The following is a 15,203-nucleotide window of genomic DNA, read 5'->3' as shown; positions in this document are numbered from 1 at the left end:
ACTGAGCCAGAGTTTGGCTCAGAGATTTACAATCCATTCAGTGGTAATCGACTAAAAACTCAAACCGAAGCTAAGGATGGCTGAGTAACCTGCTTTGACCAAGCCTGAGCGGCCATTTGAACTGGATCCCAGGGACTACTCAGCGGCGGGGTATAGCTCAGGTCTAAGTCACTGATCTGGTCAACCGTCATTCGATGAAAGAGGGCTGTGGCAAAAACATCAATTCGCTTAGCCACTTCTCCCTGATAGTGACCAATGATTTGTGCCCCCAAGAGTTGTCGAGTTTTGGTATCTCCCGTCACACGAATACGGATGGGATGAGCATCGGGATAGTAGATTTTGTGATCCCAAGTTTCAAACTCAACGGTAACTGGCTCGAAGCCAGCTTCTATTGCCTCAGCTTCTCGTAAACCCGTACGGGCGATCGCCAGATCAAATACTTTCACGACCTGAGTGCCCAACGTCCCTTGAAATTCTCGATTGCCGCCAATGGCATTCTCCCCAGCGACTCGCCCCTGCTTGTGAGCAGTTGTCCCCAATGGAATATAGACATCCTTTTGCAGTAGACGGTGCCACGTTTCAACACAGTCTCCAGCGGCGTAAATATTCGAGACATTGGTTTCCATGTGCTGGTTGACCTGAATTGCATTGTGTGACCCCAGGGCAACTCCTGCTGTTTGCGCTAACTCCGTCGAGGGTACGGCACCAACAGCCACCAAGACCAAGTCTCCTGTCGCTGAGAAACTTGGAGTCCCAGTGACTTGGAGCTGGTCTCCTACGGATTTGATGCGCTCAACTGCAACTCCGGTTACAACGGTTACGCCATGCCGCTGTAACTCGTCCGCGACCCGTTCACCAAAGTTGGCATGAACTGTTTTAAGAACGGTTGGAGAATGCTCCACCAGCGTTACCTGAAGCCCACGCAGAGTGAGAGCATCGGCCATTTCTAACCCAATATAGCCACCACCGACAATAATGGCTGATTTCGGACTATGCTCTGTCAGGTGTTGATGAACATGGAAACTGTCACCCATCCAACGGAGAAAATACACGCCGGGTAATTCCAGCCCATCGATTTGGGGATACCGAGAGAGCGCTCCAGTTCCTAAAATTAACTTGTCGTAGGAGACTCTGACTTCAGAGCCACTGGATTTAATTGCGGTCACAACTTGCTCTATTGGGTCAATGTGGGTTGCCCGATGATTCACCAATAGATGAATACCTTCTCGCTGAAGATCGTCTTGGGTACGGTGGGCCAGGTTGCGCCAGTTAGGTACTTCGCCACTAAGGTAGAAAGGCAACCCACAAATACTGAAGTTAGGATAGTTGTCAGCCAGCATGACTGTGACATTGGTGGTTGGGGAAAGTTCCCGGATCCGCAGGCCAGCACTAATACCCGCATCACTACCACCGATTATTAAAATATGGGACATAGTAACCTCGCGATTCCATCACTAACGAACTTATTCCTGAAATAGCGGGTAAATCTATCTGCATCTGCGAGCAGCGAAGGTTGCGATCTCAGATAAACATAATGTGTTTCATGGCAATAACTTGTTACGAGTCGATAGGTAGACGAGTGCCCAACACCCAAAACCTAAAACCCCGCTTCCCCAAACCGCTTAATACATCGAGGATCAGGCAACGTAGCTTTTTCTGGTTCACGGGGAAACCAGAAGGCGGTTCGTTTGCAAACTTCGACCAGCATCAGCATGACGGGGACTTCGATCAGCACACCAACTACGGTTGCGAGTGCTGCACCGGAGTTGAGGCCAAAGAGCGTCACTGCCGTTGCGATCGCAACTTCAAAGTGGTTACTGGCTCCGATCAGCGCAGCGGGGGCAGCATCTTCGTAGACCAGCTTCAGCTTCTGGGCGGCGACATAGGTGATCAGGAAAATAAAGTTGGTCTGGATAAACAGGGGAACGGCAATCAGCAGAATGTGCAGCGGATTGTTGACGATCAGTTCGCCTTTAAAGGCAAAGAGCAAGATGAGGGTGATCAGGAGAGCTGCGATCGCAACTGGACTCAGGTACTTGAGAAAGACCTGATCGAACCAGGCTTTCCCCTTATGGCGCAGAATCCAGGTGCGCGAGATCGCTCCTGCGAGTAGCGGTAGCCCCACATAAACCAGCACCGACAGCACAATCGTTTCCCACGGCACCGTTAGATCGTTAGCCGAGAGCAACCAGCCGCCCAGCGGCGCATAGAGAAACAGCATCGCCAGCGAGTTAATCGCCACCATCACCAGCGTGTGCCCCTGGTTGCTGTAGGACAGATAGCCCCACATCAGCACCATTGCCGTACAGGGGGCGATGCCGAGCAGAATCGCGCCAGCAATGTAGGAATTGGCTAACGAGACTTCAACGCCGCGAATGATTTCGGTACTCTCCAAGAGTGGACGAAACAGCCAACCCAGAAAGAACTGGGCAAAGGCCACCATCGTAAACGGCTTGATCAGCCAATTCACCACCAGCGTCAACATCACGGGTCTGGGCGTTTGGGCCGCTTGCTTGGCCTGAGAAAAATCAATCTTGACCATGATGGGATACATCATGAAAAAGAGGCAGACGGCAATCGGCACAGACACCTGATAGATGCTCATGGAATCCAGAGCCTCGGCGAGATTAGGAAACGCGCGCCCCAGCGCAATCCCAATCAGAATGCACAGGATGACCCAAACAGTTAGATATCGTTCAAAGACGCTCAGTTGTCCGCCAGCCTGCACGGCTTTGGATTGCACATTCCGATACTCTTTTGTCATACGTCCACCGATTCTCTAAACTGCGACAACAAATTAGCTCCCTTGCTCCCCTGCACCGATGTTCACGACGGGATCAGTCACCACCACCCGATTTCCAGGCAATGTCTCGTCCGGCTCTGGGGTTGGGTAGCTTCAACGTAATTAGTTCCGCCAGCAGCACAAACAGTGCTGATGTCCACAGACAGCCCACTAGGCCAAAGAATTGGAAGATCAGACCCGACAACACCGTTCCGGCTAATCGTCCGCCCGAATTTGCCATGTAGTAAAAGCCCACATTCAGCGCTACCTTATCGTCTTCCGTGAAGGCCAACACCAGATAAGAATGCACCGCTGAGTTAAACGCAAACACAATGCCAAACGCCATCAGGCCAATCACAATGGTTTGTCCAGGCGGACGACCCGTTTGCAAGGCAAGTGCGATCGCAACAGGCATCGCCGTTAAAAATCCAGTCCAGAAGCGAATGGTCTTAGCGGTTGGTGGTTGGCCAGATCCCCAGCGTTTGAGAATTGTCGGGGCTAGGGACTGTACGATACCGTAGCCAATCACCCAGATGGCCAGAAAGCCGCCCACCTGTTCAAACGTCCAGTTCAGCTCGCTGTAGAGAAAGACGGGCAGACCGACGACAAACCAAACATCTCTGGCTCCAAATAGGAAGAATCGAGCGGCAGAGAGAATGTTGATCTCTCGACTTTTAGAAAAAAGCTGGCGAAACTTCACCTTGGCCTTAATTTTGCCCATGCCGGACGGCAGCCATCGACTCGACAGCAGCACCAGAAAAAGCCCCCCGGCCATGATCAGCAGCGCATTCACGTAGCCGAATGCCGCTAGCAAAACGCTGCCAATAAAAAAGCCAACCCCCTTCAGGGCATTCTTTGATCCAGTCAGGATAGCCACCCACTTAGAACCTATCCGAAAACCGATGTTGTTCGAGAGATGAGTGCTTAAGGTGAAGGTGTCGCCATAGGAGCAGTCCCAGATGTCTACCGTGACGCCTCCTCGTTCAACCGTCGAAATTGACCCTCGTTATCGGGTGCCCGATGAGCTGTGGGAGCGCCTGCATCCTCTGATTCCAGAGGAGCCACCCAAGCCTAAGGGAGGCCGCCCTCGCATGGATGATCGCCAAGCCTTAGATGCGATCTTTTACATCCTTTGCACCGGCTGTCAGTGGAATGCGTTGCCTCGGTGTTTAGGGGCCTCCAGTACGGTGCATGACCGCTTTCAAGAGTGGCAAACCAACGGCACGTTTGCTCGCTTTTGGCAGGCGGGATTGATGGAGTATGCCCGCACTCAAGGAGTGGACTGGCATTGGCAATCGATGGATGGTGCGATGGTCAAAGCACCACTGGGGGGAAAAAAAGACAGGCCCCAACCCGACTGACCGTGGCAAGTTGGGCACCAAGCGCTCGGTTTTAACCGATGGCAACGGCATCCCACTGGCCTTTGTGCTCGCACCCGCTAATCGGCATGACATGAAACTTGTTGAGGTAACTTTAGAGGCTCAACCGCTGGTGCCACCGGATGTGGAGGACGAGGAATCAAGACATCTCTGTCTGGATCGCGGCTACGACTATCACCCGGTGCGCCAGATTCTCAAGCAGTGGGGCTATCAAGGGCATATTCCGCCTCAAAACGAGGGTGACCTAGTGATTCACGACATTCCCAACTATCGGGCCAGACGGTGGGTGGTCGAACGGACTCATTCGTGGATGAATCGGTTTCGCCGTCTGTTGATCCGCTGGGAGAAGAAGCCCGAAAACTATCTGGCGTTCTTACAACTTGCCAGTGCGGTCATCACATTTCGCTCATCTGAGGTTTTCGGATAGGCTCTTAAACAGCGATGACTGAGCATCCTGCGGAATCACCAGGCGGATGGCACTTTTAGAACTCATCTTGGTCAGGTCTTTAGCAATCCCCGATAGCGCCTGCGCTGCCATCACATAGGGAATTGCCAACGCCAGCGCCCAGGATTCATTCACGGGTGTCATGAGCAGCAATGCGCCAATTTGCAGTGCAATGCCGCCGTACAGGGTGAGTTTTACACCAAACTGTGACCCAATCCAGCCGCCGAACAGGTTCGTAACAATGCCAAAGATCTCGTAAAACAGAAACAGCATCGCCACTTCAAAGGGCGAGTAGCCAATCGTATAGAAGTAGAGCAGCACCAGCATCCGCAGCGCCCCATCAGTGAGGGTGAAGCCCCAGTAAGCGGCTGTCACAAGAGCGTAGTTGCGAACCCCAGCTTTATCAAATGTGGTAGAGGATTCCATAGGTTGATCGGATGATGTGAACAATTACACGCCGGATCAATGATTACGCCAACGAAACCGCGACCTTGCGCACCAATTCCGCCATCCGATTGGCATAGCCCCACTCGTTGTCATACCAGGCCAGAATTTTCACCTGAGTGCCGTCCACCACCATCGTGGAAAGGGCATCAATAATGGACGAACGAGGATCATCTTTATAATCAATCGAGACGAGGGGACGCTCTTCATAGCCGAGAATGCCCTTCAGCTCTCCCTCAGAAGCGGTTCGCAGGAGCTGATTCACCTCTTCAACAGTGGTGGGACTCTCAACTTCAAATACGCAGTCCGTCAGTGAGGCATTCAGCAACGGCACCCGCACCGCCAACCCATTCAGCTTGCCGTTCAACTCTGGATAAATCAGGCCAATCGCGGTTGCCGATCCGGTCGTTGTCGGAATTAAGGACAAACTGGTTGCTCGTGCCCGCCGCAGATCCTTATGTGGCGCATCCACAATTGTTTGAGTGTTGGTGTTGTCGTGAATGGTTGTAATCACGCCATGCTTAATCCCCAGTCCTTCATGGATTACCTTCACGACTGGAGCGAGACAGTTCGTGGTGCAGGATGCAGCGGTTAACAGGTGATGTTCTGAAGGATTGTAGAGGTGATCATTAATGCCGTAGACGATGTTGAGCGCCCCTTGCTTCACGGGAGCGGCCACAATCACCTTTTTAACGCCGCGTTTGAAGTAGGGATCAAGTAGCTCAGTCGTGCGGAACTTGCCGGAAGATTCCAATACAATATCGACCCCTAGCTCATCCCAGGGCACATCACCGGGAGCTGAGTATTCACTAAAGCTGATCGGTTGCCCGTTGATGAGAATGCGGTCTTCGCCCGCCGCTTCGACGTCCGGTGCCCAGCGGCCATGTACAGAATCAAACTTGAGCAGGTGAGCCGCAGCAGCGGTTCCTCCTTTGACCTCGTTGATGTGAACAAAATCTAGTTCCGGCCACTCCCAGACCGCCCGCATCAGCAAGCGACCAATTCTACCAAATCCGTTAATCGCAACTTGTGTCATACAACCTCTAATCCCAGGTGAATACGGAAATCGCTGCCATAAACGCCATCAACGGTTGTAGGAGCGAAGCATTCTGCCACAATCTTTTGCATTCATTACAGACGTATTGCCAGAATGCTTCGCCCCTACGGGTCGGCATAGGGCAGGTGTGAGCCACGCCTACCATCAAATCAAATGTTTTTGATTTGATCAAGCAATGCAGAATACGTTGTCAAACTGCTTCATTAAACTTAACCGTTGAATTCATCGTCTTGAGATAAAATGAAGGGTTTAACTGCTAAATCTTGATGGCAGTAGTCATATTGGCCAGGACGTTGGGAGACAATAAAAACGTTCTAGCGTTTTAACGTCTGAACGTTAGATTGCGTCATTGTCTCAAGCAAGTAGCGACGACTATAGCGATCGCACAGGTCAGAGGCACACAGCTCCTGCTTTCTTGACAGTCCAACGATCTGAAGCCGGAGAAAATCGAACAACGTTCAAGCCGCTATTCAACGAAACTTGATGTATCGACGAGAGACTTACCATCAAGTTTCATTGAATTGACATCCCTGCCACTAAAAACTGATGACTTCTATTAGACGACAATGACATAGGCGGGTGAGACCTGCCGACGACAGTTACACAGCCGGGTAGAGAGCACCATTTTTTATCACCTGTTCCAGTTGTCGTCATAGAAAAAGACACTAGAGGCATCTCCCAAGAATGTGGGGAAGCCACCAGTGCCCAAACAAACTATTCAAAGTTATCAAATCAAAGTGTATAAGAAAGCGCGAGACCTCGGCCTAACGCAGAGTGATGCAGCTGCGATTGCCGACTTTTCAGACCGAACCGGTCAACGAATTGAAGCAGGGACGCATCAACCCAATCGAGGTCGCTTGCGGGATTGGCGCACGAGCGCCGACCCGTTAGCTGGGGTATGGGAAGACGAGTTGGAACCGATGTTGCGGCGTGAGCCAAGACTGAAGCCAATGACGTTGTTCGAGTACTTACAAGAGCGCTATCCCGGTCAATATCCGCAAGTGCTGCGCACCCTGCAACGGCGAGTGAAAACGTGGAAAGCATTGTATGGTGAAGCACCGGAAGTGATGTTTGAACTACGCCACGAGCCTGGGGTGATGGGCATCTCCGACTTCACGGAACTCAAAGGCGTTGAGATTACGATTAACGGTCAACCGTTTGAGCATCTGCTCTACCACTACCGCTTGGCCTATAGCGGTTGGCGCTATGCCCAAGTGATTCAAGGGGGCGAGAGCTTTATCGCTTTATCGGAAGGGTTGCAGAATGCGCTGTTTGCCAGTGGTGGAGCCCCCAAGGAGCATCGCACCGATAGCCTGAGCGCCGCCTATCGCAATACCGGTGGCACAGGTCGCAAACCGTTGACTCGCCTGTATGATGACCTGTGCCACCACTACCGTCTAGAACCGACGCGCAATAACAAAGGGATTGCTCACGAGAATGGCGCGATTGAGTCTCCGCATGGCCATCTGAAAAACCGCATCACCCAAGCGTTGTATCTGCGGGGCAGCCATGACTTTGAGAATGTGGCCGCCTATCAAGCGTTCATTGCGGCTTCGGTTGATAAGCTCAATCAGCAGCACCAAGCCAAGTTTACCGAAGAGCAGAAGCATTTACAGCCCCTGCCCAATCATCGGGTGGCTGATTATGAAGTCCTCACCGCCCGCGTGAGCACGCGCAGCACCATTGACGTGCGCTGCATCCTCTACACGGTGCCCTCCCGGTTAATTGGTCGTCAGCTCGAACTGCATCTGTATCATGACCGCATCTGTGGCTACCTGGAGCGCCAGTTGGTGGTGGAACTGCCACGGGTGCGCGTGACGGCCAACGATAAACGGCGCGCCCGGTGCGTCAACTATCGCCATGTTATCGAAGGTCTCAGGCGCAAACCCCGCGCCTTCCTCTACTGCACATGGCAGCACGACTTATTGCCCAATGACCACTATCGCTCTCTATGGCACCAACTGGAGACGTCTTTTGACCGCGATTCTGCCGCTCGGTTAATGGTTGAAGCACTCTACATTGCGGCCACGCAAAACCGAGAAGCGGCAGTGGCTCAGTATCTAGACGCGCAATTAGCCGCTGGCACAGTAACGCTGAGCGCGCTGCGTCAACACTTTCAACTCCTGAGCGAGTCCGTCCTGCCGAACATCCAGGTGCAACAACATAACCTCCAAGACTATGACCAACTCCTCCGAGCCGACGCCACCGATCAGTCCTTACCAGAGCCTGAGTCTGCACCTCAAACAACTGCGGCTTTCTCACATGCTCCAGCATTGGGAAAGCCTCGAACATCAAGCCATGCAAGACCAGTGGTCTTACGCTCAATTCTTGCTGGCACTGTGCGAATTGGAGGTGGAGCGGCGCTGGAGCCTGCGCCTCCAACGCGCCCTACAAGAGGCCCAACTGCCCCCGGCCAAAACGGTTTCCAACTTTGAGTGGGACCATCTTCCCCAGCTCAATCCGGCTCCTTTGATGCAACTGACCACCGACACCCGCTGGTTGGAGCGAGCCGAAAACTGTTTGATCTTTGGCCCCTCTGGCGTGGGTAAAACCCATCTAGCAACTGCGATCGCTCGCGCCATTGTGGAACTGGGCAAGCGGGCTAAGTTCTTTGCCGCAACCACCTTGGTTCAGCAGTTGCAGCAGGCTAAATTACAACTGCAACTGCCCGCTTTGCTCAAGAAACTCGACCGCTTTGACTTGCTGGTGATTGATGATCTCGGCTATGTCAAAAAGTCAGAAGCCGAAACTTCTGTCCTCTTTGAGTTGATTGCTCATCGCTATGAGCGGCGTAGTCTGCTCATTACCGCGAACCAGCCCTTCAGTCAGTGGGACGCTGTCTTTGCCGACACCATGATGACCGTTGCCGCTGTCGACCGGCTGGTTCATCATGCTCTGATTGTTGAAATGCAGGCCGATAGCTATCGCAAACGGTCGGCCGCGACGCGCTCCGCTCACGCTTCATCTCAGGCTTAATCCTCATTTGGTCAGCGATCATAGCTGTCGTGACAGCTATGATCGATTATTCATTCCGTTATTCATCGGCAACGGTTCAACTGACGGATTCGCCTATCTAGCTGTCGCGTCACGCCAAAAGCTTGACATTTGATAGACTTCTAAAATTTTTGGATCTCTTTCCTGAACAGCGGCAAGCGAACCGTAAACGTTGCGCCTTGGTTCTCGCCTGGGCTGTCCACCTGAACGGTGCCACCATGCAGCTCCACTAAATGGCGCACAATCGCCAACCCCAACCCCAGGCCGCCAAACTTGCGCGTTGTTGTCCCGTCTTCTTGTCGGAAATATTCAAACACATAGGGCAGAAAATCAGGGTGAATACCTTTGCCAGTGTCTGTGACGATAATTTGAGCATAAGCGGGTGGAGAGGTAGGTGGGAAGGTGAGTTGGCGAGTAGATGGGGTATCTCCCACTCTCCCACTCTCCCACTCTCCCACTCTCCTACTCCCTCGCGCTCCCATGCTCCCACGCTCCTACTCTTTCCCTCAATCTGCCCTAACTTCACCTCAACTCGTCCACCCTCATCCGTGAACTTCACGGCATTGCTGAGCAAATTCCAGACTACTTGCTGTAGGCGAATCGTGTCTCCCAAAACTGGCCCCACCGCTTGATCAAAGATAGTTTCAATTTCGAGGGACTTCGCTTCTGCCGCTAATTGCACTGTTTCAATCGCGGAATGAAATACCCCGCCGCAAGCGGACGGGGTATCAGAATCAAAAAAGAGCAAGTTGATTATCCCGATGCAATTTGAGGTAATCTTTGCCTTGGGCTTGAACATATTTGGCGATCATTCCTTCATCCCCGTGGCGGCCTACTGTACTCGCAAAATATCCATCACTCCAAAACTCGCCTCCCCAAAGTTTCTGCTTCACTTGAGGGCATCGTTTGAAGACTTCTCGTGCAGTTAAACTTTTCAGCATCGTTACCAGTTTGGTCACACTATAGGTCGGCACGGACTGCACTAGAAAATGGACATGGTCTTTGTCCACTCCAATTTCGACAAACTTCACCTCGTAGCGTTTCTCGATTTCGAGGCAGACCTCTCGCAGAACCGCATCTACTTGCTCATCAAACACAACCCGTCGATACTTTGCTGGAAACACTAAGTGGTATAGCAAAACTGTTACGTTATGACTCTTGTGGATGTACTCACTCATTCTTAGATCTTACGCCGCAGAGCGGCGGGGAATGGACCCCAAGAGATTCAATGATCGGCACCAAGTTAACCGGAGCCATATTGAGGCTCAGTTTGCCTCGCATGATGCGAGTAATATCTAAGAGATCCTCGATCAGCTGAGTTTGCAGCTTGGCATTTCGCTCAATTGCTTCTAAGGCAAACGTTGTTCTGGCCGCATCTAATTTTCCACCCTGAAGCAATCTAGACCAGCCGAGGATGGGATTAAGTGGCGTCCGCAACTCATGCGAGAGCACCGCTAAAAATTCATCGTAATTGCTCAACTCGGTTGACCCAAGCACGGCTTTGAGAGAAGATGATAAGCTTTTGCCATGACAGAACTGCCCCCACTCGATGGATTAAGCCCCGCCGAAAAAGATGCCCTGATTCAAGGGCTGTGGCAGGAGCTGCAACGGTTGCGAGCAGAAGTCGAACAACTGAAGCAAAAGCGGGTAAAGAAAACGTCGCGCAATTCGAGTTTGCCTCCCTCCAAGGGCTTCAAACCCAATCAGAGCCGCTGTGAACCCATGGCTAGTCCATCGGAAGAAACGGGAAGCCACCGTGACGGTGGGCGAGAATTAAGTCAACAGCCCAATCAAGTGGTGGTGGCACAAGCCAAGAGCTGTCCCCACTGTGGAGCTGAGGTTGACCGTTCGGCGCAGCGCTTGAGCGGGATTTACGAGCGGATTGAATTGCCTCAGCTCACCCCTGACATCACGCGGGTGGAACGCTATGGCGGGGTGTGTCCGTGTTGTCAAAAGACGTATGAGGCTCCCGTTCCAGTTGGGTTGGAACCCGGTTCTCCCTTTGGCACGAGTGTGGCAAGTCTAGTCACCTATCTGCGCTACCGTCATGCCATCAGCTATCAGCGGCTGAGCCAGTTGATGAGCGACCTCTGGGGTCTGAGCTTGTCGGAAGGAGCCATTGCCAATCTACTGAAACGAGTGCAGGCTCAACTTCAATCCCCGGTGGCCCAGATTGTGGAGCGCTTACGCAGTGCTCGTCTAGTCGGCAGTGATGAGACGGGGGCACGGGTAAATGGAGTCAACCAGTGGGAGTGGGTGTTTCAAAACGAGCAGGTCTGTTTGCATGTGATTCGTCCGAGCCGAGGAAAAGCTGTCATTGACGAGGTGATGGACGGTCATCGGCCTCAGGTGTGGGTCTCGGATTTGTTCAGTGCTCAGACAGCCCATCCGGCAAACGAGTGGCAAGTGTGTTTGGCCCATCAACTGCGTGATTGTCAGTATGCCATCGATGCTGGCGATGACCTATTTGCTCCTCGGATGAAACGGCTGTTGCTCAAAGCCATTGCTCTGCAACGACGACGACACACTCTGGCGGCCTCGACCGTCGAGCAGTATGGCGCTCGATTTCGCGGTTCACTGCGGGAGATTTTGAATCTCAACCCTCAATCGCTTGAGGGGCAGCGGTTGCTCAAACGTTATCGAAAGATTCGTTCTCATCTGTTGCTGTTTTTGACCGATGAGACCATCCCGCCGACCAATAATGCGAGTGAGCAAGCGTTGCGCTGGAGTGTGGTCTTTCGCAAGGTGACTAACGGATTTCGATCCGACTGGGGAGCCGAGTTGTTCGCTCAGGTGCGATCTCTGATCAATACTGCACAACGTCAGGGCATGTCTGCCTTTGATGCCATTTCTCGTGCCCTTACCTCTCAGCAGTCCGATTGGCTACTGGGTTGAGCAATTACAATTCATCTTTTACGCGATTAGCCGATTCAGCTTCCTCTCTGGCCGCTTCCGCCTGCATTAAGTTTTCAGTTCGTTCTTGTTCTCGCTGTGATAGCAAATTAGCGGCAAATTCCAGCGACTGTCCTAATACAACGATTTCTCGAATCGAGGAGTTACTGACCTGCGGATGTTCACCTCTAGCCAATGCTTCCGCCGCTAGAGCTGCTGAGGTGATGCTGCGAGAAATCTGGCGGGAGAGAATCAAAGCTCCAATGCCGCTGACCAGAAGGAGGGCCAAACCAGACCCAATCACTAGGCCCATTGCCTTTTGAGTGGGTTGCTGAATCACATCAACGGGTACGGTGACGGCAACTGTCCAAGGTAGATCGCGCACTCGGCAGAAGGCGACATACACTTTTACCCCATCTAGTGTCTTATTTCGAAAGATTCCCTCGGTTGTTTTGCCAATATTTTCCAGAAACGATGGTGTGCCACGCTGACCGACAAAGCGTTCCGGATCGCGAGTGCGAGCAACAACGATGCCTTGACCATCGACAATTGTGCGCGTCCATTCGCCATCGACTGGGTTCTGCTCATCCACGACATCAGCGAGAGCTTGAGGTGCGATCGCAGCTGTCAGAACATACTGCAACTCGCCTTCATGTACCACGGGCACCCGCACCGGAAAAGCCAGATTTTGTCCAATTTGCCCACGGGCCAGATCGCCGACTGTGGGTTGTCTCGTCTCAATCAGTCGCTGCAGGCTGGCTGGCTCATTCACGGAAGGTAAAGGCTTACCCAGAGGTTGTCTGCTGTTCATGAGCTGTTGCCCATCGGGTGATAGCAGAATCACAGTCAACCAAGTTGGTTCTGTCTGGGTGACTCGCCTCACCTCGTCATAGAATCCTTTTAGATTGCCTTGGTAAAGCTGTTCAGAGGCTGCGAGTGCCTGAAGGGTATGAGTGGTGCTTGAAAGTTCGCGCTCAACCGTCGAAGACAGGGTGCGAGCAGCTTGCAGCATTCGTCGTTCTGAGGCGTCCTGTTCCTGATTGGCTAGTTGATAGACGACAATAACGGCAAACAATACGATGGGTAGCAATGTTCCTGCCACCAGCAGAATAAGATACCACCTGAGCGAAAACATTCGCCCACCCAACAGTGTGGGATAGGGATACTGATGAGCAGACGGAACCCGCTTAAGAAGTGTGCTTAAGAATCGAGTCCGTATAGGCTTTTCTTCCGCCATCTAGTTCTCACAAGGCGCACTGTGGAGCAAATTTAGAGAAAAAGTCGCGATCGCACTACCCAAAAGAATGCTCATCGTCACTCTCCAACCGTTATTGGTGCAATCACTATATTAATGTATGTCTCTGGGACGGTCTCGAATTCGATCAGGCTGCTCATCACTCAATCTACCAATCTGCGATCTCACTTTGAAACCCAAAAGGGATAGGTTGCTGCCGCGATGCGGCAGCAACCTATCCCTCTTAAAGAAAGTTGTTACTTGCCTTCTTCGATCTGAGGTGGTTCGACATCAATGGTTTGGACATCTACCGTTTCAACCTCTACGTCAATTGTGCCCGGTGGCGTGAGGCGGTGAACTTCGCCCGATTCGGCTTTGAGGGGTTCGCCGCAGCTTGGGCAGCGAAACTGAGCATTATTAATCGTTGTGAGGCTATAGTCGCAAACGGGGCAGTTGTCTTCCACTAAATTGCGGCGCAGCCACCACTGCAAGCCCAGGAACGCGAAAACAGGAGCCAGAATAATGAAGGCCAGTAGCACAAAAAACGACTTGACCAGCCAACCTAGCCCCACGGAACCCAGCAGCCAGATGATCGCAAACAGAGCGATCCAACAGCCAAGGCCAGAAAAATTGAACTGCACATTGCGAAAGTTATTGGGGTTCACGGTGGGGCAGACTCCTTACGATCCAATCGAGTACGCGATTTGAAGTTGAAAGATGCGATCGCGCATTGCGTACGGAATCCGGATGCCGGATGCCATACTCCTTTTCTTAGCATAGGAGACGCGTGCTGAATTGAAAGGTACGGCATTCCTAACTTGTATGTATGTTCACATCCTGCTTAAAAAAGCTAATATTGCCGCCGCGATGCGACGGCAATATTAGCTTTTCGAGTTTATTTTTCGTGAAATGTCTGCCAAGCAAACATTTCACGAAAAATAACCAGTGGGTTCTCAAGCGGATTTCCTATCAGACGCTGGCAAAGAGTTCTGGAATGTCGTGCTGGGGTGCGGTGGGGCTGGCGACGATCTCGACAATTTTGTTGTTAGCGGTTTCATGGAGCAACGCCTGAACGGCAACTTGAGCCACTTTGGCACGGGGAATACTGCCCTCAAACAGCGTGTCTGCCGAAGACATCAGAATCGGATCGGCGTTATCTTCCTCTTTCAATCCACCGGGACGCACAATCGTGTAGGTTAAACCACTCCGCCCCAAATATTCTTCGGCCTGCTTTTTCCAAACCAAAATCAGACCAAACAGATTCAGCGGATGGAAGAACTTGGAGACGCACAGCGACGACACAAGGATAAACGGCTGGATATTTTTCGCTTTTGCCGCATCAACTAAATGCTTAGTGCCAACAAAATCGACTTTGTAGGGGCCAGTGAGATCAAAACTAGGCGCTGCACCCGTCGCACAGATGATGGCCGTGCAATCTGCGATCGCAGCCTCTAATGTTTCCGGTTTTAGAACATCACCGACGACCAGTTCCGCCGCCGCTGGTAAGAGCCGCTGACCTTTTTCTAAATTACGAACCAGTGCCCGCACGGGGATATTGTGCTCGACCAGCAGTTCTACAACACGTTGGCCTGTTTGACCTGTTGCCCCTGCGACTAGTACTTTCATCTCGATTACTCCCACAACTTTTTCTACTCACATCTTGCACCAAAACCCAAAGGGGTGACTTGGCCACTGCAATGCAGCGGCCAAGTCACCCTTTTGAGTAGTCTGTCAACTTGTTTTTAATGGGTTTTGATGGTTGATGTGCTGCGCGGAGCGCAGCACATCAACCATCAAAACTTAATTTACAGAGTACTGAGTCTTATTCGCACGTTATATAAGCTGAGGTGCAAGATAGCGAACTGTAGCCAGTGATGCACCTGCTGTAGACATGGTTTGTTATCAAGAAGAAACGATTTGCCCCAGTCTTCAGCATAATGTTACAAATCTACAAGAATCCTGGAATATACGGGATG

The 15,203-nt window shown here is 52.0% G+C and carries 13 protein-coding genes and 2 pseudogenes; 4 read left to right on the top strand and 11 right to left on the bottom strand.

The annotated features are described in order from the left end of the window. Nucleotides 1–59 precede the first annotated feature (59 nt). The 3 genes from AC286M_RS13005 to AC286M_RS12995 all read right to left on the bottom strand — a co-directional run bounded on the left by AC286M_RS13005 (nt 60) and on the right by AC286M_RS12995 (nt 3,659). Complete coding sequence (locus tag AC286M_RS13005) at nt 60–1,433, bottom strand: FAD-dependent oxidoreductase (protein WP_488204799.1); 1,374 nt, start codon at nt 1,431–1,433, stop codon at nt 60–62. A gap of 164 nt (nt 1,434–1,597) precedes the next feature. Continuing rightward, nucleotides 1,598–2,764 (bottom strand): ACR3 family arsenite efflux transporter, encoded by a 1,167-nt coding sequence (gene arsB, locus AC286M_RS13000; RefSeq protein ID WP_488204798.1) that lies wholly within the window; start codon nt 2,762–2,764, stop codon nt 1,598–1,600. Between the two features lie 73 nt (nt 2,765–2,837). Further along, on the bottom strand, nt 2,838–3,659 hold the full coding sequence (locus AC286M_RS12995; RefSeq protein ID WP_488204797.1) for an MFS transporter: 822 nt from the start codon (nt 3,657–3,659) through the stop codon (nt 2,838–2,840). A gap of 82 nt (nt 3,660–3,741) precedes the next feature. Between AC286M_RS12995 and AC286M_RS12990 the strand changes: the two genes are divergently transcribed. Continuing rightward, nucleotides 3,742–4,588 (top strand): IS5 family transposase gene (locus AC286M_RS12990; RefSeq protein ID WP_488203451.1). Its coding sequence is split into 2 segments (ribosomal slippage): nt 3,742–4,116 and nt 4,118–4,588, totalling 846 coding nucleotides; the frame shifts between segments, so codons are not numbered across the junction. On the opposite strand, the gene AC286M_RS12985 is transcribed toward AC286M_RS12990, so the two are convergent. Both AC286M_RS12985 and AC286M_RS12980 read right to left on the bottom strand, forming a co-directional pair. Beyond that, entirely contained in the window at nt 4,568–5,032 is a 465-nt protein-coding gene (locus AC286M_RS12985; protein WP_488204796.1) for an MFS transporter, read from the bottom strand. The two genes, AC286M_RS12990 and AC286M_RS12985, sit on opposite strands and share 21 nt — an antisense overlap. A 43-nt stretch (nt 5,033–5,075) precedes the next feature. Then, nucleotides 5,076–6,086 (bottom strand): ArsJ-associated glyceraldehyde-3-phosphate dehydrogenase, encoded by a 1,011-nt coding sequence (locus tag AC286M_RS12980; protein WP_488204795.1) that lies wholly within the window; start codon nt 6,084–6,086, stop codon nt 5,076–5,078. Nucleotides 6,087–6,793: 707 nt separating this feature from the next. Here AC286M_RS12980 and istA point away from each other — a divergent pair. Together istA and istB are read left to right on the top strand one after the other, a co-directional pair. Further along, nucleotides 6,794–7,906: pseudogene (istA, locus tag AC286M_RS12975) on the top strand (IS21 family transposase); the annotation flags it as partial. 379 nt (nt 7,907–8,285) lie between these two features. Next, nucleotides 8,286–9,083, top strand: a complete 798-nt coding sequence (gene istB / locus AC286M_RS12970; protein WP_488203569.1) for an IS21-like element helper ATPase IstB — start codon at nt 8,286–8,288, stop codon at nt 9,081–9,083. A gap of 140 nt (nt 9,084–9,223) precedes the next feature. Here the strand turns inward: istB and AC286M_RS12965 are convergent. The 3 genes and pseudogenes from AC286M_RS12965 to AC286M_RS12955 form a co-directional block, all read right to left on the bottom strand. Continuing rightward, nucleotides 9,224–9,699, bottom strand: a pseudogene (locus AC286M_RS12965) (sensor histidine kinase); the annotation flags it as partial. A gap of 136 nt (nt 9,700–9,835) precedes the next feature. Continuing rightward, complete coding sequence (gene tnpA / locus AC286M_RS12960) at nt 9,836–10,279, bottom strand: IS200/IS605 family transposase (protein WP_488202591.1); 444 nt, start codon at nt 10,277–10,279, stop codon at nt 9,836–9,838. Beyond that, nucleotides 10,272–10,580, bottom strand: a complete 309-nt coding sequence (locus AC286M_RS12955; RefSeq protein WP_488204794.1) for a sensor histidine kinase — start codon at nt 10,578–10,580, stop codon at nt 10,272–10,274. Before AC286M_RS12955 ends, tnpA begins: the two co-directional genes overlap by 8 nt. 48 nt (nt 10,581–10,628) lie before the next feature. On the opposite strand from AC286M_RS12955, the gene tnpC reads away from it, so the two are divergent. After that, nucleotides 10,629–11,996 carry an IS66 family transposase gene (gene tnpC / locus AC286M_RS12950; protein ID WP_488202877.1) on the top strand — a complete coding sequence of 456 codons (1,368 nt, stop codon included), beginning with the start codon at nt 10,629–10,631 and terminating at the stop codon, nt 11,994–11,996. Between the two features lie 4 nt (nt 11,997–12,000). Here the strand turns inward: tnpC and AC286M_RS12945 are convergent, their stop codons facing one another. From AC286M_RS12945 to AC286M_RS12935, 3 genes are all read right to left on the bottom strand, one after another. Then, complete coding sequence (locus AC286M_RS12945) at nt 12,001–13,230, bottom strand: cache domain-containing protein (protein WP_488204793.1); 1,230 nt, start codon at nt 13,228–13,230, stop codon at nt 12,001–12,003. Nucleotides 13,231–13,484: 254 nt separating this feature from the next. Next, nucleotides 13,485–13,892 carry a hypothetical protein gene (locus AC286M_RS12940; RefSeq protein ID WP_488204792.1) on the bottom strand — a complete coding sequence of 136 codons (408 nt, stop codon included), beginning with the start codon at nt 13,890–13,892 and terminating at the stop codon, nt 13,485–13,487. 304 nt (nt 13,893–14,196) lie between these two features. Further along, on the bottom strand, nt 14,197–14,853 hold the full coding sequence (locus AC286M_RS12935; protein ID WP_488204791.1) for an SDR family oxidoreductase: 657 nt from the start codon (nt 14,851–14,853) through the stop codon (nt 14,197–14,199). Nucleotides 14,854–15,203 lie beyond the last annotated feature (350 nt).

The sequence above is a fragment of the Thainema salinarum CENA647 genome, assembly GCF_057732415.1.
This window is presented reverse-complemented; position numbering and strand designations above follow the sequence as displayed.

Coding starts and splice junctions, on each gene's coding strand:
- AC286M_RS13005 (WP_488204799.1), bottom strand. CDS start 1,433: ATGTCCCATATTTTAATAATCGGTGGTAGTGATGCGGGTATTAGTGCT.
- arsB (WP_488204798.1), bottom strand. CDS start 2,764: ATGACAAAAGAGTATCGGAATGTGCAATCCAAAGCCGTGCAGGCTGGC.
- AC286M_RS12985 (WP_488204796.1), bottom strand. CDS start 5,032: ATGGAATCCTCTACCACATTTGATAAAGCTGGGGTTCGCAACTACGCT.
- AC286M_RS12980 (WP_488204795.1), bottom strand. CDS start 6,086: ATGACACAAGTTGCGATTAACGGATTTGGTAGAATTGGTCGCTTGCTG.
- istB (WP_488203569.1), top strand. CDS start 8,286: ATGACCAACTCCTCCGAGCCGACGCCACCGATCAGTCCTTACCAGAGC.
- tnpA (WP_488202591.1), bottom strand. CDS start 10,279: ATGAGTGAGTACATCCACAAGAGTCATAACGTAACAGTTTTGCTATAC.
- tnpC (WP_488202877.1), top strand. CDS start 10,629: ATGACAGAACTGCCCCCACTCGATGGATTAAGCCCCGCCGAAAAAGAT.
- AC286M_RS12945 (WP_488204793.1), bottom strand. CDS start 13,230: ATGGCGGAAGAAAAGCCTATACGGACTCGATTCTTAAGCACACTTCTT.
- AC286M_RS12935 (WP_488204791.1), bottom strand. CDS start 14,853: ATGAAAGTACTAGTCGCAGGGGCAACAGGTCAAACAGGCCAACGTGTT.